Annotated in this window: 20 protein-coding genes; 14 read left to right on the top strand and 6 right to left on the bottom strand. The window is 73.9% G+C overall.

Annotation, left to right across the window (positions count from 1 at the left end):
* Positions 1-130 precede the first annotated feature (130 nt).
* Complete coding sequence (locus ACFWIC_RS18700; protein ID WP_355402307.1) at positions 131-712, bottom strand: NADAR family protein; 582 nt, start codon at positions 710-712, stop codon at positions 131-133.
* Between the two features lie 204 nt (positions 713-916).
* On the opposite strand from ACFWIC_RS18700, the gene ACFWIC_RS18695 reads away from it, so the two are divergent.
* On the top strand, positions 917-1324 hold the full coding sequence (locus ACFWIC_RS18695) for a VOC family protein (protein WP_329879021.1): 408 nt from the start codon (positions 917-919) through the stop codon (positions 1322-1324).
* Between the two features lie 38 nt (positions 1325-1362).
* Here the strand turns inward: ACFWIC_RS18695 and ACFWIC_RS18690 are convergent, their stop codons facing one another.
* Positions 1363-2145 (bottom strand): SMI1/KNR4 family protein, encoded by a 783-nt coding sequence (locus tag ACFWIC_RS18690; protein WP_380519451.1) that lies wholly within the window; start codon positions 2143-2145, stop codon positions 1363-1365.
* Positions 2146-2292: 147 nt separating this feature from the next.
* The gene (locus ACFWIC_RS18685) at positions 2293-3651 is read right to left on the bottom strand and encodes a hypothetical protein (RefSeq protein ID WP_380353987.1); all 1359 of its coding nucleotides are present in this window, start codon (positions 3649-3651) and stop codon (positions 2293-2295) included.
* Between the two features lie 174 nt (positions 3652-3825).
* Here ACFWIC_RS18685 and ACFWIC_RS18680 point away from each other — a divergent pair, with 174 nt between their 5' ends.
* From ACFWIC_RS18680 to ACFWIC_RS18670, 3 genes are all read left to right on the top strand, one after another.
* Positions 3826-4263 (top strand): ATP-binding protein, encoded by a 438-nt coding sequence (locus tag ACFWIC_RS18680; protein WP_329879018.1) that lies wholly within the window; start codon positions 3826-3828, stop codon positions 4261-4263.
* 277 nt (positions 4264-4540) lie between these two features.
* Entirely contained in the window at positions 4541-5104 is a 564-nt protein-coding gene (locus ACFWIC_RS18675) for an RNA polymerase sigma factor (RefSeq protein WP_380519449.1), read from the top strand.
* Positions 5097-5363, top strand: coding sequence for a hypothetical protein (locus ACFWIC_RS18670; RefSeq protein ID WP_329951516.1), 267 nt, complete (start codon positions 5097-5099; stop codon positions 5361-5363). Before ACFWIC_RS18675 ends, ACFWIC_RS18670 begins: the two co-directional genes overlap by 8 nt.
* A 175-nt stretch (positions 5364-5538) precedes the next feature.
* Here ACFWIC_RS18670 and ACFWIC_RS18665 read toward each other — a convergent pair whose 3' ends face one another.
* A complete protein-coding gene (locus ACFWIC_RS18665; protein WP_380519447.1) occupies positions 5539-7044 on the bottom strand; it encodes an MFS transporter in 1506 nt (501 codons plus the stop codon).
* Positions 7045-7145: 101 nt separating this feature from the next.
* Here ACFWIC_RS18665 and ACFWIC_RS18660 point away from each other — a divergent pair, with 101 nt between their 5' ends.
* Positions 7146-8093 (top strand): helix-turn-helix transcriptional regulator, encoded by a 948-nt coding sequence (locus ACFWIC_RS18660; RefSeq protein WP_380519445.1) that lies wholly within the window; start codon positions 7146-7148, stop codon positions 8091-8093.
* Between the two features lie 407 nt (positions 8094-8500).
* Here ACFWIC_RS18660 and ACFWIC_RS18655 read toward each other — a convergent pair whose 3' ends face one another.
* Positions 8501-9151, bottom strand: a complete 651-nt coding sequence (locus tag ACFWIC_RS18655) for a hypothetical protein (RefSeq protein WP_380519443.1) — start codon at positions 9149-9151, stop codon at positions 8501-8503.
* A gap of 134 nt (positions 9152-9285) precedes the next feature.
* Between ACFWIC_RS18655 and ACFWIC_RS18650 the strand changes: the two genes are divergently transcribed.
* The 8 genes from ACFWIC_RS18650 (at position 9286) to ACFWIC_RS18615 (ending at position 18614) form a co-directional block, all read left to right on the top strand.
* Positions 9286-10515 (top strand): histidine kinase, encoded by a 1230-nt coding sequence (locus ACFWIC_RS18650; protein ID WP_329951519.1) that lies wholly within the window; start codon positions 9286-9288, stop codon positions 10513-10515.
* Positions 10503-11147, top strand: a complete 645-nt coding sequence (locus ACFWIC_RS18645; protein WP_329879012.1) for a response regulator transcription factor — start codon at positions 10503-10505, stop codon at positions 11145-11147. Before ACFWIC_RS18650 ends, ACFWIC_RS18645 begins: the two co-directional genes overlap by 13 nt.
* 3 nt (positions 11148-11150) lie before the next feature.
* Positions 11151-12035: a DUF4097 family beta strand repeat-containing protein gene (locus ACFWIC_RS18640; RefSeq protein WP_380519441.1), complete on the top strand. Its 885-nt coding sequence runs from the start codon at positions 11151-11153 to the stop codon at positions 12033-12035.
* A gap of 196 nt (positions 12036-12231) precedes the next feature.
* Complete coding sequence (dusB, locus tag ACFWIC_RS18635; protein WP_329879010.1) at positions 12232-13401, top strand: tRNA dihydrouridine synthase DusB; 1170 nt, start codon at positions 12232-12234, stop codon at positions 13399-13401.
* Between the two features lie 563 nt (positions 13402-13964).
* Entirely contained in the window at positions 13965-16673 is a 2709-nt protein-coding gene (gene ppdK, locus ACFWIC_RS18630) for a pyruvate, phosphate dikinase (RefSeq protein ID WP_329879009.1), read from the top strand.
* A 363-nt stretch (positions 16674-17036) separates the two neighbouring features.
* The gene (locus ACFWIC_RS18625) at positions 17037-17588 is read left to right on the top strand and encodes a ribonuclease domain-containing protein (protein ID WP_380354004.1); all 552 of its coding nucleotides are present in this window, start codon (positions 17037-17039) and stop codon (positions 17586-17588) included.
* Between the two features lie 157 nt (positions 17589-17745).
* Positions 17746-18222, top strand: a complete 477-nt coding sequence (locus ACFWIC_RS18620) for a hypothetical protein (protein ID WP_329879007.1) — start codon at positions 17746-17748, stop codon at positions 18220-18222.
* The gene (locus ACFWIC_RS18615; protein ID WP_329951523.1) at positions 18222-18614 is read left to right on the top strand and encodes a transcriptional regulator; all 393 of its coding nucleotides are present in this window, start codon (positions 18222-18224) and stop codon (positions 18612-18614) included. Before ACFWIC_RS18620 ends, ACFWIC_RS18615 begins: the two co-directional genes overlap by 1 nt.
* Before the next feature lie 109 nt (positions 18615-18723).
* Here ACFWIC_RS18615 and ACFWIC_RS18610 read toward each other — a convergent pair whose 3' ends face one another.
* Positions 18724-19725 (bottom strand): hypothetical protein, encoded by a 1002-nt coding sequence (locus ACFWIC_RS18610; protein WP_380519438.1) that lies wholly within the window; start codon positions 19723-19725, stop codon positions 18724-18726.
* Positions 19726-19837: 112 nt separating this feature from the next.
* Here ACFWIC_RS18610 and ACFWIC_RS18605 point away from each other — a divergent pair, with 112 nt between their 5' ends.
* Positions 19838-21091, top strand: coding sequence for an ADP-ribosylglycohydrolase family protein (locus tag ACFWIC_RS18605; protein WP_380519436.1), 1254 nt, complete (start codon positions 19838-19840; stop codon positions 21089-21091).
* Positions 21092-21217 lie beyond the last annotated feature (126 nt).

The following is a 21217-nucleotide window of genomic DNA, read 5'->3' as shown; positions in this document are numbered from 1 at the left end:
TACGGCAGTGCGTCCAGAGGTTTGCGAGTGGAGTCCGGGAGCGCGGAGGGCGTGAGAAAGGCGAACTCCGCGGGGCGCGCGCCCCTCGGCGGGGCCGTGGCCCCGCCGTTCGGCACCGGTGCGCCCGCGCTCACCCGGCCAGCCGCTCCCGGGCCTCCATCAGTGCGAAGCCCAGCAGGTTCTGCCCGCGCCAGGCCGCCGGCTCCTGAGCCCGGGCGTCGTCGGCGGCGAGCCCGATGCCCCAGATCCGGTCCACCGGGCTGGCCTCCACCAGGACGCGTCGTCGGGTCGACAGCAGGTACCCGCGCAGCGCCTCGTCCTGGGCGAACTTGGCGACGTTGCCGCGCACCACCAGCTCGAACCGCCCGGCCGTCCAGGCCGCGTCGTCGAACCCCCTGACCTGCCGGCCGAGCTTCTTCGCCTCGGCCGGGCTCGCGGCCCCGAGGATCCGCGCCAGCATGCCCTCGTCCCCGAACATCCGCGCCTTGCCGGCCATCATCCAGTGCTCGGCGGTCGCGTACTCCACCCCGTCGACGGTGAACGGGTGCTCGGGCCACCACTGGCTCAGCACCCCGGGCCCGACGGACCCGTCCCGCTGCGCCCGGTGGCCCCAGAACATCAGCCACTTGGGCTGGACGCCGACGGCGACCAGGGCCGTCAGGTCGGCGCGGTTGCGGGTGTCGGCAGGATCGTCGACGAGTTCGTTGCTCATATCGTCATGCTGACACAAAGGGGCGCCCGGCAGCCACGGCTTTTCCGGTGACGGGGGCGGCGCGCGCTCCCCGTCACCGAGGAGGGAATCGGCTCGGGGGGCGGGGGGTTCACGGTTCGGTGGCGGTCGTCGCACACCGCGCCCGCGGTCCGCACCTCCGGGATCGCGCAACCTCGTCGCCCGACGTCATCGCAAGGAGCAGGCATGTCCGAGGAAGCCCCCGCCGTCCGTGAACTCCGTCTGGTGGTCACGGCGGCCGACTACGAGCAGGCGCTCCACTTCTACCGCGACGTGCTGGGCCTGCCCGAGCGCGGCGCCTTCTCCTCCCCGGACGGCCGGGTCACCATCCTCGAAGCCGGCCGCGCCACCCTGGAGATCGCCGACCCGGGGCACGCCGACTACATCGACGACGTCGAGGTCGGGCGGCGGGTGGCGGGCCACCTCCGGGTCGCGTTCCAGGTGGACGACGCGACGGCCACCACCGCCACGCTCGCCGCCGCCGGCGCCGAGGTGATCGCCGAGCCCGTCCGTACCCCCTGGAACTCCCTCAACTCCCGCCTGGAGGCCCCCGGCGCCCTCCAGCTGACCCTCTTCACCGAACTCGGCGAGTAGCTCCCGGGGCCGGGCCGTCGGAGGAGCCCGGCGCCGGCTCAGCCGGCGGCACCGGCCTCCTCCAGCCAGGTGAGCAGGTCGTCCGTCACGAGCTCGCCCTCCGTCTCGACGTTCTCGTCGATCGCGCCCAGACCGAGGCGGTACACGCGGGTGCGGTCGCGGCCGTGCCGGCGCATGAACAGTCCGGTGCCGCCGCTGTCGTCGCCGATCAGCACCCACTCGGGCGCGTAGCGGGCCACCTCGAACGTCTCGTTGCGCTCCCGGATGCCGTGCGGCCCGTACACGAGCACGCCGCTGTCGAGCAGTACGCCGGGGGTCGACCGCCACAGCCGGGCGATCGTGGGGTTGGGGCCGTCGCCGAGTCCGCGCGATCGCGCCTGGTGGACGGCCAGGAAGCCCGCGAAGGACTCCGCCTCCGGGTACTCCTCGCCGTCGAGGCCGTCCCGGCGGACCACCGGGAACTCGCCCGCCCCGGCCTCTCCCGTCCGGTCGAGGGCGAAGTGGTACTCGTTGCCGCCGTCGGGCTCGCCGGCGAAGCGGAGCCGGTCGGCGGACCGCCGCCAGGGCGCGCTGACGGCCTCGTGGACGTCCTCGGCGCATTCGGGCGGGACGACCGTCGCGATGTCCGCCCCGAGCGTCCGCCCCCGGCCGTACTCGGCGAGCCACCACCGGTAGGACGGCGGCAGTGCCGTCCCGATCCGTGCCTCGGCGTCGCGGAGCCATTGTTCCGGCGCGGGGCGGGTCGGCCTCCGTCCGAGTTCCGGTGAGTCCTCGACGAGTTCGCGCAGCAGGGTCAGGTCCGGTCGCAGGGCGCGTCGCATGGCGCCGAGTCTGCCAGGAGGGTGCGTCACCGGGCCCTGCCCCGACCCCCGGGTCTTGAGCACCGGGCCGTGAGCCCCGGGTCTTGAGCACCGGGCCTTGAGCGCCGGTCGCCGGTCGCCGGTCGCCGGCCGGGTGGGGCGGGGCCGCTACGCGGTCTTCTGGCGGGCCACCTCGTCGGTGCGCTGCCGAAGCCGGCGGACCACCCCGGGGCTGCCTGCGCGGGCGGCCAACGACGTGCCGAGCGCCCGGAAGTGCTCGTCGCCGCGGACGGAGCTGAGGGTGACGTAGTCGTCCAGGAACGCGTGCCACGTCGCGCACGCCGCCTCGACGTGGCCCAGCTCCGTCTGCCGCCGGGCGAGCAGCCCGTTGGCGTGCACCCGGCCCTGCTTCTCGTTGGCCGGACGGACCCGGTTGGAGATCTGAAGTTCCTGCACGGACCCGGCGAGGTCGCCGAGTTCGTACAGGACGTGCGCGACGTGGAAGTGGTAGGCGGCCTGGTCGTAGCCGCCGACCGCGTCGTTGCGGCCGTCCGCCCTGGCGAGCGCGGCCTCGGTCTCGGCCAGCCGCGCGAACGCCTGGCGCCGGTCCTTCACCATGGCCGCGCCGTGCGCCTGCTGGCCGGCGAGGAAGGCACGCAGGCGCGGCCCTGCCGCAGGGGCGGCCTCGGCGGCGGAGTCGGCGAGTTCCAGCGCCCTGGGACCGTAGCCGAGGTTCGACGCCTGCAGGGCCATGCCGCGCAGCGTGCGGCAGTAGGTGACGTGGTCCCGGGCCTCGCGGGCGAGCTTGAGCGCCTGGACGTAGTACTGCTGCCCGAGCCCGTGCGCCGTCTCGTACATGGCCATCCACCCGGTCAGGTAGGTGAGGTCGGCCGCTGCCGCCAGCAGGTCGGCCTTCACCTGCTCGCTGCCGGACGCCCGGAGCCACGGCCCGACCGAGTTGACCAGGAACGCCGCGGCCATCGGCCGGGCGTGGGCGGCGCCCAGTTCGTCGAGGATGCCGGCGATCCGGCCCGTCATCGCCCGTACGGTCTCCACCTCGCCCGGCCCGATCCGGACGGTGCGCCCGGCGCCGGTACGGGTGACCCGGTCGGCGGCGTCCGGGTCGTCGAACCCCGGCAGGGCGAGCGCGACGGAGTAGAGCCCGGCGGAGAGCACTCCCCGGCGGGACGGGTCCACGTCGGCCTTGCCGATCGACATCAGATCGGACAGCGTGCTGCCGCCCGGTGCGCCGCCGCCCTGCTGGACCGGATCGCCGAACCCGGTCTCCTCCGGGGTCACGGGGCGCCCGAGCCGGCGCGCGAACGCCTCCCGGACCACCTCGCGCACCTCCGCACGCGGGCGCGCGCCGGAGAGCCAGTGCGAGACGGACGACTTGTCGTAGGTGAGGCCGAGCCCCTGTTCCCCGCCGACCCGGTTCACCGCCCGGGCGAGCTGGTCGTTGCCCCAGCGGGCCTGGAGGAGGAGAGCGGCCAGTCCGGTGTTGGGTGTGCGCGGTCGTCTCGCCATCGCGATCCCCGTCCTTCGTTCAACCGGTTCAACGCTCCGACCAGCATCGCCGGTTCTCCCGTCCTGTGTACCCGCGTTGAATGGATGTCAGCCTCACGGGTGGCGGAGCGGTCGGAATCGCAAGGGACTTCGCAGAGACGGAGAGCAACAGTGATCACAAGCGGTACGCCTTGCGTGAGGGACGTCCCGCCGGACCCTGCCGCGGTCCCGGCGGCGCGCCGCCATGTCGCGGACACCGCCCGCGCCTGGGACCTGCCGCTGTCGGACGACGCCCTGGCGGACGTCGAACTGTGCGCGGGCGAGCTCATCGCCAACGCCGTCGAGCACGCGGGCGGTCGCTGCACCCTCACCGTCCGGTGGTCCTCCGCCCTCCTCCGCATCGAGGTCGCCGACACCTGCCCGACCCTCCGCCGGCCCGCCCCGGCCCCCGAGCCCGACCAGGACGCCACCGACGGACGCGGCCTCCTCCTGGTGGAGGCCCTGGCGGCGGCGTGGGGCTGGGAGCCCGCAGGCACCGGCAAGGTGGTCTGGTTCACCTACGCCCCCGACCTCCCGCTCCCCGGTCCGGCCCCCGCACCGGCTCCCCGCACCCTCGCCGCCCAACCGGCCTGACGGCCCCGCCCCTCCGGGCCTTCCCGCGAGCCGGTGCCTCCGCCGAGCCCGAGACGTCGGCGGGCGGGACGCGGCCGGAAAGAAAGTGGGGGCGGGGCAGAATCCTTTGACCGGCGGCGACTCTCCTATGAATGTCTTCGACGGACGGACGGACGTTCGGACAGGCGTCGGAGCAGGACTTGGGAGGTCGTCGTGGTCGTGGGAATCGCTGTCGGTGTCGTCGTGGTGCTGCTGTGCACGTGCAGCGTGGTCGTGCTGCGGAAGCGGGGGCGGGGCCGTGGCTGAGTCCGCCGCCTGGCCGGGGGAGGTACTGGTCCGCGCGGCGCAGCGGGGCGACGTTGATTCGCTCGCCGCGCTGGTGTCGGGTGCGCACCCGCACGTGCAGCGGTTCGCGCGGTCGCTCTGCGCCTCGCCGCAGGACGCCGAGGACGCGGCGCAGGAGGCGCTGATCATCCTGTACCGGAAGATCGGGATGTTGCGGGCGTCCGGTGCGCTCGCGTCGTGGACCTTCCGGATCGTCCGCAACGAGTGCCTGCGCCGGGCACGCACGCTGCTGCGGGACCGGCCGCAGGTGGAGGAGGCCGTCGCCGTGTCGGCCGAGGACGAGGTGTTGAACCGCCTGGAGGCCGGCCGGGTGGCGGCGGCGATCGCCGCGCTCCCGGACGACCAGCGGAGCGTCCTGGTCATGCGGGACGTTCAGGGTCTCAGCGGGCGGACGGTCGCCGATGCGCTGGGCCTGAGCGGCGCCGCGATGAAGTCGCGGCTGCACCGTGCCCGCGCGGCGGTCCGGCAGTCGTTGTGGGACGCTGCCCGGCCTCCTGCGGGAGGTGGCGATGACTGACCGTCCGGACTTCGCGAGCGCCTCGCTGCCCCGTCATCTGCTGCGCGGTGCGGTGGGTTTCGGCTCGCTGGTCGGCGCGTTCGCGCTGGTCCCGGTGGTCGGACCGGTCGCCCTGCTGCTCCTCCCGGTCGGTGTGCTCGCCCTGCGGGGCTGCCCGATGTGCTGGACGATCGGGCTGCTGGAGACCGTCTCGCGGGGCCGCTTGAAGCGCTCCTGCGCGGACGGGAGCTGCACGCTCACCTCCGGGCGACCGGGCTGAGCGCGGCGGTCGGAGAAAGCGGCGAGGAGAAGGGACGGCGAAGAGGAGGGACGGCGAAGAGGGGCGGCGCGGAGGAGGGCGGCGCGGCTTGGGTGGTCTCACAGCCGCGTGCCCGCCTCCGCCGAGGCAGGCGGGCACGCCGCTACGAGGCGCCGCCGAACCCGGTCGTCCACCGTCATCCGATGGAGCGGGGGAGACGGAGGGTGAGGCAGAGGATGGCGAAGGAACCGAGGAGCTGGATGCCCAGGCAGAGGGCGAGGGCGCGGTCGAGGCCCAGCGTCGGGGAGAGGGCGAGGTAGAGGGTGCCGAGGGTGGCGACGCCGAGCGCCAGGCTGGACTGCTGGCTGGTGGCGAGGACGCCGCTGCCGACGCCGGCCCGGTCGGCGGGGACCTTGGAGAGGATGACGCGGAAGAGCGGGGTGCCGATCAGGCCCTGGCCGATGCCGGCGAGCGCGACGCCGGGGGCCATCCGGAGCGGGGAGAAGTGCGACCAGTCGGCGAGGACGGTCACGGCCAGGGTGGCGAGGCCGACCGCCTGGACGACGGCGCCGGCGGTGAGGACGCGGCTGCCGAAGCGGCCGATCAGACGAGGACCGGCGAGCGAGGCGGTGAAGTAGCCGACGGCCATCGGGACCAGCGCCCAGCCGGCCGCGACCGGGCCGAGGTGGAGGCCCTGCTGGAGGGCGACGGCGATGACGAACATGAAGCCGCCGAAGCCGCCGAAGTAGGGGAGGGCGATACCGAGGCCGCGCCGCATCTCGGGGATGCGCAGCAGGGTGGGCGGCACCAGCGGGGAGCCGCCGCGCCGTTCGGCCCGCAGCTCGACCAGGACGAACGCGGTGGCGAGGACGGGCGACAGCGCCAGCAGCAGCCAGGACCACAGCGGCCAACCGGCGGCGCGGCCCTCCATCAGGGGGACCAGCAGGGCGAGCATGGTGGCGGTGAGCAGGACGGTGCCGGCGATGTCGACCTTGGCGGCCTGCTCGGCCCGGCTCTCCGGGACGTAACGGAAGGCGAGGCCGACGGTGAGCAGGGCGAAGGGGACGTTCAGGAGGAAGACCGAGCGCCAGCCGGTGCCGAAGAGGTCGGCGGCGACCAGGATTCCGCCGAGGACCTGGCCGATCACCACCGAGATGCCCGCGACCGCGCCGTAGACGGAGAGTGCGCGGCCGCGCCGGGCGCCGTGGGTGGCGGCGGTGATCGTGCCGAGGACCTGGGGGACCAGCAGGGCGGCCGAGGCCCCCTGGGCGGCGCGGGCGGCGACCAGAGTCCAGGCACCGGGAGCGAGTCCGCAGGCGAGCGAGGTGACCGCGAAGGCCGCGGCACCGACGACGAAGAGGCGGCGACGACCGTAGATGTCGCCGAGCCGGCCGCCGAGGACCAGCAGCACGGCGAAGGCGATGCCGTACCCGGCCGCGACCAGTTCCAGGACGGCGGGGCCGGCGGCGAGGTCGTGGTCGATGGTCGGCAGGGCGACGTTGACGATGAAGAAGTCCAGCATCGGGAGGAATGCCCCGAGCAGGACGGTGACCAGTCCGGCGGTGCCGAGTGCGGAGTGGGCGGAGGAGGCGGTGGCCCTGGACACGGTGGCTGTGGAGACGGCGTCGGCCGGGGCGGCGGGGCGGGCGGATGCCGGGAGGGCGGTGGCGGTGGACTTGGCGACGGTGAGTTGTTGGGTCACGAGTCATACGATCCGACGCGCCGGACCCTGGTACCAGAGTGTGCTTATCCAGGTATAAGGAGTACCTGGCAACAGGATGGCGGGTGGCGCATGCTGGGGGGATGAGCCTGACGACTGCCGCCCCGACCGGTACGGCCACCGGCGGTACGGCCGCCGCGAACACGGGCAAGGTACCTGCCGCCGATGCTCGCCGCCACGAGCTGGCGGCCTTCCTGCGCAGCCGTCGCGAGCGGATCGCCCCGGAGCAGGTGGGCCTGCCGATGACCGGCCGCCGCCGGACTCCGGGCCTGCGCCGCGAGGAGGTGGCGCAGCTCGCCGCGGTCGGGGTGACCTGGTACACGTGGCTGGAGCAGGGGCGGTCCATCCAGGTGTCCGTCCAGGTGCTGGACGCGGTGGCCCGGGCTCTGCTCCTCGATCCGAGCGAGCGGGCCCACCTGTTCGCGCTGGCCGGTGCCGAGGATCCGACGCCGGTGGTGGAGTGCCCGACCGTGACACCGGGCGTCCGGACGGCCCTGGACCAGTTGGCCCCCTACCCGGCCGCGGTGATCAACTCCCGCTACGACGTACTCGCCCACAACGCGCCGTACGCCGGGATCGTGGGCGACCTGGGCGCGCTGCCGCACGAGGACCGCAACCTGATGTGGCTGGCCTTCACCCCCTCGCGGTTCCGCGACGTGCTGGTCGACCACGAGTACGAGCGGGACGTCATGGTGGCCCGGTTCCGCTCGGGCATGGGCGAGCACACCTCCGAGCCCGCCTGGCGGACGCTGCTCTGCCGGCTCCGCAAGGCCTCTCCGGACTTCGACGCGGCCTGGCAGCGGCACGACGTCCTGCGGCCGGGCAACGGGCTGAAGCGCTTCCTCGTGCCGGAGGTCGGGCTGCTGAGCTACGAGTACACGAGCCTCTGGCTCGGCCCGGGCCAGGGCCCGCGCATGGTCGTCTACACACCTCGGGACGAGGAGACCCGCGCGCTGACGGCCCGGCTCCCGACCCGGACGGCGGCGACCCGGACGGCGGCGACCAGGGCGGCGGTGGTCGGGACGCTTTGACCGGTCGGCGGCCCGCGCCCGTCCGAGGGCCAGACAGAGGGCGGCCAGCGGCAGTTCGACGCAGCCGGCCATCATCAGCGCGACGAGCGTCTCGTGGCCGGGGCCGGCGGTGGCGAGATCGAGCAGGGCGTCGGTGGTGAGCAGCAGGGTCACCGCGGTCGCGGGCCGTGCGGCGGCCCGGCCGCGTTGGCGCAGCGAGGCGTCCAGCCTGAGCAGGGCGGCGAGTTCGAGCAGGTCGAGGACGACCCAGACCGTCTCGCCGGCGGCCACGAGCACGGCCAGCCAGGGCAGCAGCGCCAGCGCGGCGATCGCCGGTACCCGCTCGGCGCGGGCGCGGGTGCGGGCGCCGACGGCGAGGTGGAGGGACCACCGGGGCAGACCTCCCGGCCGGACGGGGAGGACGGCGCTCATCCGGCACCTCCGCACTCGGCGAGGGCGTCCGCCCCGGCCCGGTGGCGGACCCGCTCCAGTGGCCGTCGTTCGGACGCGGCGCCGTCCGCCGTCTCGACGAGCACGCCGCCGAACACCCCCTCGGCCCAGGCCAGCCACAACTGTCCGGCCACCGTGACCACCTCGGCCACCTCGACGACCGGGGCCGACCGCCCCGGCCGGCGCAGCAGTCGCCCGGCGGCCGGGGCGGCGGTGAACCCGACGGACGGCGCCGCGCCGCCGCGCGGCAGCCGCCCCCAGGCCATCCCGTGCCGGACCCGGCGCCTGCCGCTGCCCGCGAACCGCCCGGCGCCGCCACGGCCGCCCGGCCCGGGGACCGTCCAGCACCGGGCGCCGCGCAGCAGCCCGGCGCCGAGCCGGGACGCGACGAGCACGTCCACCAACTCGCCGTACTCGTAGACCTCCAGGGCCGTCCGGCCACGGCTCCGGCCCGCCCGCACGCTGCGCACCGACCACGGCCCGGCCGGGCCGACGGGCACGCCCGGCAGGTCACCGGTCGGCCCGACCGGCAGCCGCCCCTCGGCGACGGCGGCCGCGGCGGAATGGGCCGGGCAGCAGACGGGGTACCCGTGCGGCGGGTGGGCGGAGTGCGGTGCGAGGCTCGTCATACCGACAAGCGTGGCGTCGGCGGGCGTCGCTGTCGGTAGTGCGCCGAACCGAATCGAGGGTGTACCCAGGTACACCCTTTCTCGGCAGCCCCCTTCATGGTGGGTGACGATCATGCCGCCCTAGGCTGTCGGCCATGCCCTCCACGACGCTGCGCCGCGCGCTCGCCAGGGGCGCCGCCCGGCCCCCGTGGTCGGCCGCCGCCCGGCGTGACACCCTCTTCATCGCCTCCGGCATCCCGCCGGCCCTCCCGGTCCTGACCGCCGCCGTGACACCGAAACTGACCTTCCTCCTCCTGGGTCTGGTCCTGCTCTGCCTGCGCCCGCTGACGACCGCCCAGCGCAGCCGACTGCGGGTGCTGCGCGGCGTGGAGGTGCGCCCGCTGCTGCGGCCGGTCGGCGTCCCGTCCGGCCTCCTGACGAGGCTGCGCACCGGGGTCAGCTGGCGGCAGGTCGGCTACCACCTGGTGGCCGGCCCCCTGCTCGCCGTCGGTGCGATGGGGGCCGTGTACGCCTGGGGCGCGGCCCTGGTGGCGAGCACCGTGTTCGGCTGGGCCTGGCTGATGCCGCACTCCACCCCGGTCCGGCAGAAGTGGTTCCAGCTGGACGTCCCGCTCACCGTGGGCGGTCTAGTGATCCTCGCCGTGCTGCCCTGGGCGGTGGCCCTGCTGGCCCGGCTGGAGAAGGTCGCGGCGGTGCGGTTGCTCGGGCCGGGTCGGGCGGAGGCACTGGAGCACCGGATCGAGGAGGTGGTCGAGAGCCGGGCCGGCCTGGTGGACGCCGTCGACGCGGAACGCCGCCGGATCGAGCGCGACCTGCACGACGGCACCCAGCAGCGCCTCACCTCGCTCGCGATGAACCTGGGCCTGGCCCGGCGCACGCTCAAGGACGTCCCGCCCGAGGCCATGCAGGTGATCGTCGAGGCGCACGAGGAGGCCCAGGCGGCCATCGACGAGCTGCGCGACCTCGTCCGCGGCCTGCACCCGGCGGTCCTGGAGGACCGCGGCCTGGACGCGGCACTCTCCGGTATCGCGGCCCGCGCCCCGCTCCCGGTGCGGGTGGACGTCGACCTGGCCGAGTACATAGCGCCGACCGTCGAGGCGGTCGCCTACTTCACCGTCTCCGAGGCGCTGACCAACGTCGCCAAGCACGCCAAGGCCTCCCGGGTGCAGCTCTCGGTGCGGACGGCCGGCGGTCGGCTGCGGTTGGTCGTCAGCGACGACGGCGTCGGCGGGGCGGACGCCTCGCGGGGCACCGGGCTGACCGGTCTGCGCAAGCGCACCGCCTCGGTCGACGGCACCCTTTCCGTTCTCAGCCCCCTCGGGGGCCCGACCACCATCTCCGTGGAGTTGCCGTGCGTGCTGTGATCGCCGAGGACTCGGTCCTGCTCAGGGTCGGCCTCGTCAAGGTGCTGGAGGCGGTGGGCTTCGAGGTGGTCGCCGCGGTCGGGGACGCCGAGGCACTGCTCGCCGCGGTGGAGGAGCACCGCCCGGGGGTGGTGGTGGCGGACGTACGGATGCCGCCGGGCTACAGCGACGAGGGCGTCCGGGCCGCACTGCTGATCCGCCGGCAGTGGCCGGAGGTGGCGGTGCTGCTGCTCTCCCAGTTCGTGGAGGAGCGGTACGCCGCCGATCTGCTGGCCACCAACACCAGCGGGGTCGGATACCTGCTCAAACAGCGGGTGGCCAACGTGGACGACTTCGTGGACGCGCTGCAGCGGGTCGCCGACGGCGGTACCGCGCTCGACCCGGAGGTGGTCGCCCAGCTGCTGGTCCGCCGTCACCGCGATCCGCTGGAGCGGCTGACCCCGCGGGAGCGGGACGTGCTGGGCCTGATGGCGGAGGGCCGGTCGAACACCGCGATCGCTGCCGCTCTTGTGGTCAGCGACAGCGCGGTGGCCAAGCACATCAACTCGATCTTCGCCAAGCTCGACCTGCCGCCGGCCGACGACAGCCACCGCCGGGTGCTGGCGGTGCTGCGGTTCCTGGAGGTCGGGTAGTCCATGGCGGGAAGGCGGCGCGACCAGGAGCAACGAGAGCAACGAGAGCAGCACGAGCAGCACGAGCCAAGGGAGAAGGGGACGGGGAACGGCACCGGGAGGCGGGTGCACCGGATGTGGCGGGTGCTCGGCGTCCTGGCTCTGGCCGTGACGCTGGTCATCGGCGCGGTACAGACCTGGGCGATGGCGGTGCAGCAGCGGACGGAGTCGGAGAAGTCCTACCCGGTGGCGGTGAGCAAGGTGGTGCTGGACACCGGTTCGGCGACGGTCCGGATCAGTCCGGGGCGGGAGGGCGAGGTGGTGGTCCGCCAGGAGCTGGACTGGATGATCAGACCGCCCGTCATCTCGGTGCTCTTCGACCGCGGCGACCTCAGGGTGGAGATGCGCTGCAGCCAGGTGATGCCGGTGGCGAAGCTCGGCTGCGGCGCGGAGATCGAGCTGGAGGTGCCGGTCGGTGTCTCGGTGGAGGGCACGGGATCCTCCGGCAGCCTGTCCGTGCGGGGGGTGACGGGGGAGGTCCGGCTGGATTCCACCTCGGGGTCGATCCTGCTGGCCGACCTCTCCGGCCCGGTGGTCGCCGGCACCACCTCCGGTGCGGTGAAGGGCGCCGGTCTCACCTCCGCCGCGGTGGAGGTGAGGGCGACCTCGGGCTCGGTCGACCTCTCCTTCGCCCAGGCGCCGCGCACCGTGGACATCGGCGCCACGTCGGGGTCGGTGACCCTGGGCCTGCCGCGCGGTTCGGTCTACCGCTTCAACGGGGGCACCGTCTCGGGGAGCCGCCACATCGACCCGCTGCTGGCCGACCAGTCCAGCACCAACCAGGTCCGTGTCTCGGTGACCTCCGGTTCGGTGACGGTCCTCTCCTCTCCCGGCGCGTCGGGCGGCTGACCCGGCCCGTGCCCCCGCAGCTCGTGCCCCCGCGGCCCGTGTCTCGCGGCCTGCGGCCCGCGGCCCGGCCACGGGGGCTCCGCCAACGCCGCCGTCCGCCGGCCGTCCGGGCCCCGCGGCGGCCTACTCCCGGTCCCGTCCGCCGGGTGGGGGACAATGAAGAGTCCCGAACCCCCTTCCCCGAGGTCAGCCGCGCATGACAGTCACGCCCGCACCCACCGCGACCAGCACCGAGTTCGCGCCGCTGAACATCGGTCCGATGCAGGTCTGGCCGCCCGTCGTGCTGGCGCCGATGGCCGGCATCACCAACGCGCCGTTCCGCACCCTCTGCCGTGAGCAGAGCGGCGGCAAGGGGCTGTACGTCTCCGAGATGATCACCACGCGGGCTCTGGTGGAGCGCAACGCCAAGACCATGCAGCTGATCAAGTTCGACCCGAGCGAGAAGCCCCGCTCGATCCAGCTGTACGGCGTGGACCCGGTGACCGTCGGCAAGGCGGCGCGGATGATCGCCGACGAGGGCCTGGCCGACCACATCGACCTGAACTTCGGCTGCCCCGTCCCCAAGGTGACCCGCAAGGGCGGCGGCTCGGCGCTGCCGTACAAGCGCAACCTGTTGCGCGAGATCCTCCGTGAGGCCGTGGCCAACGCCGGCGACCTCCCGGTGACCATGAAGATGCGCAAGGGCATTGACGACGACCACCTCACCTTCCTCGACGCCGGGCGGATCGGCGCGGAGGAGGGCGTGTCGGCGATCGCCCTGCACGGGCGCACCGCCGCCCAGCACTACGGCGGCACCGCGGACTGGTCGGCGATCGCCCGACTGCGCGAGGCCGTTCCGGCGGACGTCCCGGTGCTCGGCAACGGGGACATCTGGTCGGCGGACGACGCGCTGCGGATGATGCGCGAGACCGGTTGCGACGGTGTGGTGGTCGGGCGCGGTTGCCTGGGCCGTCCGTGGCTGTTCCGGGACCTGGTGTCGATCTTCGAGGGCGAGGTGGACTACGCCCGTCCGACCTTCGCCGACGTGGCGCGGGCGATGGTCCGCCACGCGCAGCTGCTCGGTGAGTGGCTGGGCGACGAGGCCCGCGGTGTGATCGACTTCCGCAAGCACGTCGCCTGGTACACCAAGGGCTTCTCGGTCGGTTCGGAGCTTCGCGTGAAGCTCGCCAATTCCTCCTCCCTGGCCGAACTGGCCGAAACCCTCGCCCTGGTGGAGCAGTCGCAGGCCTGGCCGGCCGGTGCCGACGGCCCCCGCGGACGGACGAGCGGCAACAACCGGGTGGTTCTGCCCGAGGGATGGTTGGACGATCCGTATGACTGCGCCCGCCCGGGTGCAGACGCCGAATCGGACACATCTGGCGGATGATCTGTCCATAGCGGCGAAATGGCCCCTCGAAGGCCTCTCGCCACCCTGTCCCAGCCCTCTTGGCCAATCTGGCCAAGAGGGCTCCCTTTTGGCAACCGAACATCACGGAGAGAGCACGTTTCTGGACGGAGTGCGACGATCGGCGGATCCGGTCTACGCTCAAGCGGTGAGATGCGCTGGTGACGCTTGCCACATACGGTGCCGGTAGAAGGCGGCCGACAGGACGAAATGAACAAGTCGCCGGCGAATCGCTTCCCGAAGGGGGTGGCGGCGGATCGCGCGCTCAGGGTGCAGGAAATCAAGCCGAGGCGTCAGCTTGCACGGCCGACCGCTACCCTGCGTCCCGCCTGTGTGATCTTCCTGTTTCGTAGCGTTCAAGACTTGAACACTAGCTCGCGTCATCCGGACGATTTCGCCAACAGAGGTGAACGCCTTTAGGTGCATTCGATCTATCGGGTTACCCCTGGGTACCAGCCTCGTACGGCCTATTGGCGGCGCAGAAGTGCCTTCGAAATGGGTATGTTCTCCGGCGTCAGGGCAACCGTGTGCGAGGAGACCGACCCGTGTCGTCCCAGCAGAAGTTTGTTTACTCCTTCACTGAAGGAAACAAGGACCTCAAGGACCTTCTCGGCGGCAAGGGCGCGAACCTGGCCGAGATGACCAACCTGGGGCTCCCCGTCCCTCCGGGGTTCACCATCACCACCGAGGCCTGCAAGGTCTTCCTGGAGACCGGCAGCGAGCCCGCCTCCCTCCACGAGGAGATCGGCGCCCACCTGGACGCCCTTGAGCAGGAGATGGGCAAGAAGCTCGGCCAGGCCGACGACCCGCTGCTCGTCTCGGTCCGCTCGGGCGCCAAGTTCTCCATGCCCGGCATGATGGACACGGTCCTGAACATCGGCCTCTCCGACGCCTCCGTGGTCGGCCTGGTCGCGCAGTCCGGCAACGAGCGGTTCGCCTGGGACTCCTACCGTCGCCTGGTCCAGATGTTCGGCAAGACCGTGCTGGGCGTCGACGGCGAGCTGTTCGAGGAGGCCCTGGACGAGGCCAAGCACGCGAAGGGCACCACCAACGACCTCGACCTGGACGGCGCCGACCTCCGGCAGCTCGTCGAGGTGTTCAAGGCGATCGTCGAGCGCGAGACCGGCCGGGCCTTCCCGCAGGACCCGCGCGAGCAGATGGACCTCGCGATCCACGCCGTCTTCCACTCCTGGAACGGCGACCGGGCGCGCCTCTACCGCCGCCAGGAGCGCATCCCGAACGACCTGGGCACCGCGGTCAACGTCTGCAGCATGGTCTTCGGCAACCTCGGCGAGGACTCCGGCACCGGTGTCGCCTTCACCCGTGACCCCTCCACCGGCACCCAGGGCGTCTACGGCGACTACCTCTCCAACGCGCAGGGCGAGGACGTCGTCGCCGGCATCCGCAACACCCTGCCGCTGGCCGAGCTGGAGAAGCTCGACAAGAAGTCGTACGACGAGCTCATGGCGATCATGCAGAAGCTCGAGAACCACTACCTCGACCTCTGCGACATCGAGTTCACCATCGAGCGCGGCAAGCTCTGGATGCTGCAGACCCGGGTCGGCAAGCGCACCGCCGCCGCCGCGTTCCGGATCGCCGTCCAGCTGGTCGACCAGGGCCTGATCGACCTGGACGAGGCCCTGATGCGGGTCACCGGCGGCCAGCTCTCGCAGCTGATGTTCCCGCGCTTCGCACCCGACTCCACGTCCAAGCAGATCGCCTGGGGCCTCGCCGCCTCGCCCGGCGCCGCGATCGGCAAGATCGTCTTCGACTCCTACACGGCGGTGAAGTGGTCCCGCTCCGGCGAGAAGGTCATCCTCGTCCGCCGCGAGACCAACCCGGACGACCTGGACGGCATGATCGCCGCCGAGGGCATCCTCACCTCGCGCGGCGGCAAGACCTCGCACGCCGCCGTGGTCGCCCGCGGCATGGGCAAGACCTGTGTCTGCGGGGCCGAGGAGCTGGAGGTCGACACCAAGCGCCGCCGGATGACCACCGCCGACGGCCTGGTGCTGGAGGAGGGCGACGTCGTCTCGATCGACGGCGCGACCGGCAAGGTCTACCTCGGCGAGGTACCCGTGCTCCCCTCCCCGGTGGTGGAGTACTTCGAGGGCACCCTGCACGCGGGCGCCGACGTCCAGGGCGGTCTGGTCCAGGCCGTGCACCGGCTGATGTCGCACGCCGACGGCCGTCGCCGGCTCGCCGTGCGTGCCAACGCGGACAACGCCGAGGACAGCGGGCGCGCCCGCCGGTACGGCGCCCAGGGCATCGGCCTCTGCCGCACCGAGCACATGTTCCTCGGGGAGGAGCGCCGCAAGGAGGTCGAGCACCTGATCCTCGCGGACAACGACAAGGACCGCGAGACCGCGCTCTCCACCCTGCTGCCGCTGCAGAAGGGCGACTTCCTGGAGCTCTTCCAGGCGATGGACGGCCTGCCCGTCACCGTCCGGCTGCTCGACCCGCCGCTGCACGAGTTCCTGCCCGACATCACCGAGCTGTCGGTGCGCGTCGCCCTCGCCGAGGCCCGCAAGGACCCGAACGAGAACGACCTGCGCCTGCTCCAGGCAGTGCACAAGCTGCACGAGCAGAACCCGATGCTCGGTCTGCGCGGCGTCCGCCTCGGCCTGGTCATCCCCGGTCTGTTCGGCATGCAGGTCCGCGCCATCGCCGAGGCCGCGGCCGAGCGGAAGCTGGCCGGCGGGGACCCGCGCCCCGAGGTGATGATCCCGCTGGTCGGCACCGTCCAGGAGCTGGAGCTGGTCCGCGACGAGTGCGAGCGCGTCCTCGCCGAGGTCGCCCAGTCCACCGGCGTCCAGCTGGACATCAAGCTGGGCACCATGATCGAGCTGCCGCGCGCCGCCGTGACGGCCGGCCAGATCGCCGAGGCCGCCGAGTTCTTCTCCTTCGGCACCAACGACCTCACCCAGACGGTCTGGGGCTTCTCCCGCGACGACGTCGAGGCCTCCTTCTTCACGGCCTACCTGGAGAAGGGCATCTTCGGGGTCTCCCCGTTCGAGACCATCGACCGCGACGGCGTCGGCGCGCTGGTCAAGCACGCCGTCGAGGCCGGCCGGGCCACCCGCCCCGACCTCAAGCTCGGCGTCTGCGGCGAGCACGGCGGCGACCCGGAGTCGGTGCACTTCTTCCACGAGGTGGGGCTGGACTACGTCTCCTGCTCCCCCTTCCGGATCCCGGTGGCGCGTCTGGAGGCAGGCCGCGCCGCCATCGAGACTGCGGGCAGCGACTCGCGCTGAGGGCTCTGAGCCCCTCGGCACGGTCGAATCGCTGACCGTATCCCCTCCACCCGGGAGGGGCGTACACCGGAGCTCGGCGCAGGAGAACCGGCGTACGTGAGGCGGCCGGGGCGGGAACGGACAACGGCGTCCGTCCCCGTCCCGGCCGCTGCTTTTTCCACGGCCGGGCTCGGCCGGGCTCGGCCGGGCCACCACGGCCGGACCGCGAGCGGACGACCGCCGGGCCGGGCGGGTCGGGCGGGCCGGCGGGCCCGCCACCCCCTCACCCCGCAGCCCTCCTCGGAACAGCGGTGCCGGCGGGTGTGTCGGCGGCCACGCGCGAGGTTGCCCGGTCCGGGCCCGGGTGGCTGCCAAGCTGGGCCCATGACCAGCAGAAACCGCCTGTTCACCGCCCTGGCCGTGCTGCTCTGCGTGCTCGCCGCCGCAGTCGGGTACGTCCTGTCGGACGACGCCGGCGACAGCACGCCCGAGGCCTCCGCGACGTCCTCGACCGGTCCGGCGACGCCGAAGTCCACCGGGCCCAGGCCCACCGCACCGAGGTCCACCGCACCGAAGCCGTCCCCGCCCGCGGGCACCGCGTCCGCCCCGGGCACGCCCGCGCCCGCCGGCACCTGGGTGCCGACCGACCCGGCGATGGCCGACGTCTGCCGCACCGGGCTGCCGGTCCAGGCCCGTGACACGCTCGGCCTGATCGCCAAGGGCGGCCCGTACCCGTACCGCTCGGACGGCATCGTCTTCGAGAACCGTGAAAGCCGCCTGCCCCGCAAGACCTCCGGCTACTACCACGAGTTCACCGTCGTCACCCCCGGCTCCGCCGACCGTGGCGCCCGTCGCGTGGTCACCGGCGAGTCCGGCGAGCAGTTCTGGACCGCCGACCACTACGCGACCTTCCAGGAGATCGACGTCCGCTGCTGACGGTGCCGCCACCGGCGGTCCGGCCGCCGACCGGTCCGGCCGCCGACGGGCAGTGCCGAGCGGTCCACCAGCGAAAGTACTTTCCAGCTCGGAAAGTAGATGCCATAGTGAGAGCATCACGGCGCTCTCCCGGAGGGCCGCACCGCAGGGGGATCCCATGAGCAGCTCCGAGCCCGTCCGACCCGCGCTTCCCGCAGCCGAGGCGCTGCGCCTCGCCGACCGCGCCAAGGCGGCCGCCCAGGCCTCCGGCCGGCTCCCCGGCTGGTACGGCCCGGCCTTCGCGGTGGCGTTCACCGTCTACGGGACCGGCGTCGGTCAGGCGATCGGGGCCGGGGTCTCCTGGCTGAGCGGCGTGTTCGGCGTGGTCTTCGCCGCCCTGACCGGTGCGCTCGCCCGGATCGCGATGCGCGAGGCGGGCATCGTGCACCGGCCGGCTCCCGGTTACGGCGGCCTGATCGTGCTGGCCGTCCTCGGGGTGTTCGCCGCGGCCGGGGCCGCCTCGGGCCTGGTCCTGCTGGCCGGTGGCGGTGTGCGCTGGATAGGTGCGGCCGCCGGTCTCGCGGCCGGTGCGGCGTTCTGGGCGGTCACCGGGTGGCTGGCGGAGCGGATCCGGCGCGACGCGGCGGCCCACTGATGGCGGCCCCGTTCGATCCGCTGCTCCAGCACCCGACCAGGCTCACCGTGCTGGCCTTCCTCAGCGCCTGCGCGGAGGCCGAGTTCGGCACCGTCCGCGACCACTGCGAGGTCTCCGACTCGGTGCTCAGCAAGGCCGCGACCGCGTTGGAGCAGGCCGGCTACCTCAAGGTCAGGAAGGGCGCGGTCGGCAGGCGTCCGCGCACCTGGCTCGTCGCGACCAGGGCCGGTCGGCGGGCCCTCACCGAGCACCTCGCGGAACTCCAGCGCCTGGTGGCCGCCGCCGAGGCCGCCGGCGCCGCCACTGCCGCCACCACGGCGACCGCCCCCGCCGACACCGTCCCCCCGCCCACCGACGCCGCGCCCACCGACGTCACGCCTGCCGTCTCCTGACCCGCCGCCCCCTGCCCGTCCCTGCGTACGCCGTCGGCCGCCGCCGGGCGTCTCCGCGTCTTCGCATCTCCGCGTCTCCGCGCAGCCCGTGGGGCCGGCCGCGCCGGGATCACCGGGCCCGCCGCCAGGTGATCCGGGCCCGAGGGCCGTGCGGTCCCCCGGCGAGCAGCACGGCCAGCTCCCGCAGCACGGGCGCCGGGTCGCGCCGCAGCTGGAGCGGGGTCGTGCGGACCACCGGCAGGCCGGCCACGGTGAGCCGGTTGGCCCGGGTCAGGCTCCGCTCGTGGTCGGCCGGGCGCAGGTGCCAGGCCCGGGAGTCGATCTCCAGCGCGACGCAGGCCTGCGGCCAGTAGGCGTCGGGCACGGCCAGGAACCGCCCGTCCAGCAGGAGGACCGGGTTCCAGAGCGGTTCCGGGAGCCCGGAGCCGCGCACCGCGTCCCGGGCCTCGCCCTCGACCACCGAGCGGACCCCGGCGGCCAGTTCCTCCACCACCCCGGCCAGCCCGGTCAGGTCGAGCGCGTCCGGCCGGGCCATCAACTGGTCCAGCAGCTCGCCGAGTTCGCAGTGCCGCCGCTGGACGGCCTCGGCGCAGAGCGCCCGGAACCGGCGCCGTCCGCTCTCCCGGGGTGCGAGGTCGGCCAGCGCCCGGGCGACCGTCGTGCTCCGGAGCCCGTCGTCGCGCTCGTACCCGCCCGGCATCGCTCCGGCCGCACGGTGGATCCGCACGAACCCCCGGTCGGAGACCCGTCGTGGGCCCGGGATCAGGACGTCCACCGAGGTCAGGTCGGCCGGGTGCCCGGCCGACGGCAGCCCCGCGTCGGCCAGGACGGCCGTGCCGGTCAGCAGCACGTCTCCGGCGGGCCCGTCCGCCCGGCCCTTGGGCGTCGCGTACGCGAGTGCCGCGCGCAGTCGTTGATGGGACGTCAGCCGTCCGGTCTGCAGGCAGATCACCCGGGGAAGCACCTGTTGCCACGGTCCGCCCGGCCGCAGGCGGTGGGCGATGGTGCCGGACGGGACGCCGAGCCCGTGCAGTTGTGCACGGGTGACGATGTGCTGTTGGTCGGCGCCGAGCAGCAGCAGCGGGTCGACGGGTCCGATGGCGCGGGTCATGCCCGGGGTGCTTCCCGCCCGGGTCGGCGGTATGCGAAACGTCGCCCGTGCGGGGAGTCATGGGTCATGCGGGGTTGACGCAGGACCGGTCGGACGGGTGGGCTGGGGCCCGATGACGACTCCTCACGCCGGCCCCGCGCTCGACGCGCTCGACGGCCTCTCGGTCGGCGACGCCTTCGGCGCGCAGTTCTTCGTTCCCGCCACGGCCAGGGCCCACCTGGCCGCCCGCACCGCCCCGCCCGGCCCCTGGCCGTGGACCGACGACACCGAGATGGCCTGTTCGGTGTACGCCGCGCACACCGAGCGCGGGGCCGTCGACACCTTCGACCTCACCCACGGCTTCGCCCGGCGCCACGACTTCGACCGCGGCTACGGCCCGGCCGCCAACCGGCTGCTCCGGCTGGTCCGCGAGGGCGGTGACGCCAAGGTACTGGCCGCCGAACTCTTCGACGGCCAGGGCTCGTACGGCAACGGCGCCGCGATGCGGGTCGCCCCGCTGGGGGCGGCGTACGCCGACGACCCGGGGGCGGCGGTCGAGCCGGCCGCCGACAGCGCGGCGATCACCCACACCCACCCGCAGGCCGTGGACGGCGCGATCGCCGTGGCGGTGGCCGCGGCCTGCGCGGTACGGGCCCGCGCGGAGCCCGTGACCGCGAGGGGCTTCCTGGAGTCGGTGCGGGACCTCACGCCGTTCGGAGCCGTGCGGGACGGCCTGACCGAGGCGGTCGCACTGCTGGACGAACGTGACCTCGGGGCCGTGGCGAAGGTGCTCGGCAACGGCAGCCGGGTCAGCGCCGCCGACACCGTCCCGTACGCGCTCTGGTGCGCGGCCCGCCGTCTCACCGACTACCGCGGGGCGCTCTGGGAGGCCGTGAGCGCCGGCGGGGACATGGACACCGTGGCAGCGATCACCGGCGGTGTGGTCGCGGCCCGTACCGGGGCGGGCGGCATCCCCGCCGCCTGGACGGCGGCCCGCGAACCGCTGCCCGCCTGGGCCTTCGTCGAGCCGGGCGGTGTGGCGAACGCGCCGGAGCGCGGCTCCCCGAAGCCGTTGCGGCTGCCGCGCCCGTGTCCCGTCCCGGACGTGGTCTGGAGCGAGGACGAGTGGCAGCGGATCAGGCGAGGCCTGCGCCCGCGCGGGACGGAGCAGCCGTGGGAGTCCTACACCTCCGAGGGGGTGCTCCACCTGCACCGTGCCCGGACCGGGTTCGCGATCTGGGCGGTCCGGGTGGCCCCCGTGCGGGGCGGCGGCCGGCGGCCGGTGTCGGCGCTGGTCGAGGCGCATCCCGCCCACGTCGGGAGCGCGGACGGTCCGGAGCTCCTCGGCGAGGTCCTGGCCCTCGCCACCCGGGGGTACCGGCCCTGAGCACCGGTCGCCCCGGAGGGCCGTGACCGGGCCCCCGCGGGCGACCGGACCCCCGGCACGAGGGCGGCCCCGAAGCGCCCGCAGGTGGCCCCGCCGCCCGCCGGCGGTCGTGTCGCCGTGACCGCC

Origin of the sequence: Kitasatospora sp. NPDC127035, assembly GCF_042726075.1 — a bacterium.
In the GTDB taxonomy this organism is placed as follows: Bacteria; Actinomycetota; Actinomycetes; order Streptomycetales; family Streptomycetaceae; genus Kitasatospora.
Note: the sequence above shows the minus strand (reverse complement) of the source record. Positions and strands in the feature narration are given on the sequence as shown.